Source organism: Pseudomonas sp. AKS31 (genome assembly GCF_023634765.1).
Taxonomy (GTDB): domain Bacteria; phylum Pseudomonadota; class Gammaproteobacteria; order Pseudomonadales; family Pseudomonadaceae; genus Aquipseudomonas.
The window spans coordinates 1,179,199-1,180,284 of the sequence record NZ_JAMLFX010000002.1; the positions used below are offsets into that span (position 1 = coordinate 1,179,199).

The window sequence follows — 1,086 nt, forward strand, 5'->3', positions numbered from 1 at the left end:
CTGCAATCAACAGCAGTATCTCAATACGATGCAGGCAATGGCTGCGATGTAGATTCAAGCCCAATCCCAAGTGCTCACTTTTCACATCCCTGAAACCCTCCTCAATTTGCATGCGTCGTTTGTAAACCGCCACGATCTTTGCCGGATTCCACTCGCCCTGAACTAAATTGCTGGCCAGCAACCACGGTTCACGCTCACGTCTTGCGGACTGTCGACTGAGCTTACTCTTGGCAATTGAACCCGTGACGCGTTGGTGTTTGCGGCCCTTGGCGCAGTGTCGTACGCAATCCAAATCGATGAAGTGTGGGGCGCTTCGCGTCATCTCGACACGGCCAAGTGCCTTGGGTGAGGCGGCGGCCAATGCATACAAATTCTTCACCGGTTGCCAGTCAGTTTGATCGCGACGATAAAGTTCGCGATTCCTTATCCGCGCGACGTAATACCAGCCCTGCGCGGCGACAGCCTTCATCCACGGTCGCCGAAAACCCGCATCGGTGACCAGAATCGGGATGCAGTCAACAGGTAGCAATTCGGCCAGCGTTTTGAGTAGGCGATTTTGATACTTGGGACAGCTCTCGCGCTCATGAACGCTTTCATAAACCGGAAATGAGCGTCCCGCCAGAGGGATCGATGCTCTTAGCAAAAAGGCTGTGCCTGAAGCGTCAATTCGAGACCAGTCGACCAGGATCAAAGGATGTTTCAACGAACCCAGCAATGCCCGAAGCATTACCCAATAGAGCAATGGACGCTCTGATCTCAAGTGTTGATTGCCCAGCAACCGATCCACGCGCTTGATCGAATGCTTGGGATAAGCACGCCCCGTCATGAGGCGACCAAGAGCGGTCAGTGTCAGTCGACGTCCATGCAGTAACGAACTGACACAACTCATCAGTGATGTCAGGCGGCGAGAATGGATAGAGGGCAGTGCTTGAGCGAGCGCTCTGTGCAAAAAACGGATGGCTTGCATGGGTTCGGTTTCTTGTATTTGTGTGGTGCAAACCAAGTTGCCGACTCATGCAGGCCTCTTCAATATTCCAACTTCTTGATTTTCTGTAAGAAAAATCGGGGATCCCTCAGGGTCTGTCC

1 protein-coding gene is annotated in these 1,086 nt (G+C 52.9%); it reads right to left on the reverse strand.

The window, feature by feature from the left end:
- Positions 1-967: IS4 family transposase (locus M9827_RS10980; RefSeq protein WP_250605454.1), on the reverse strand; the 967-nt coding region annotated here is incomplete at its 3' end.
- Positions 968-1,086 lie beyond the last annotated feature (119 nt).